Origin of the sequence: Catenulispora rubra, assembly GCF_015356825.1 — a bacterium.
Taxonomy (GTDB): Bacteria; Actinomycetota; Actinomycetes; order Streptomycetales; family Catenulisporaceae; genus Catenulispora; species Catenulispora rubra.
The window spans coordinates 1-254 of the sequence record NZ_JAACYW010000871.1 but is presented as its reverse complement, the minus strand read 5'-3'; the positions used below and the strand labels follow the sequence as shown (position 1 = coordinate 254).

The 254-nt window shown below is 55.5% G+C and carries 1 rRNA gene; it reads right to left on the bottom strand.

Features of this window, described 5'->3' with window-relative positions:
- Positions 1-254, bottom strand: a 23S ribosomal RNA gene (locus tag GWK61_RS55790); the annotation flags it as partial.

The following is a 254-nucleotide window of genomic DNA, read 5'->3' as shown; positions in this document are numbered from 1 at the left end:
ACGCCCTATTCGGACTCGCTTTCGCTACGGCTACCCCACCCGGGTTAACCTCGCCACACAACGCTAACTCGCAGGCTCATTCTTCAAAAGGCACGCGGTCACAACCCGTAACAGATAAATCTGCACGAGCGTAGCTCCCACGGCTTGTAGGCACACGGTTTCAGGTACTCTTTCACTCCCCTCCCGGGGTACTTTTCACCTTTCCCTCACGGTACTAGTCCGCTATCGGTCACCAGGGAGTATTTAGGCTTAGC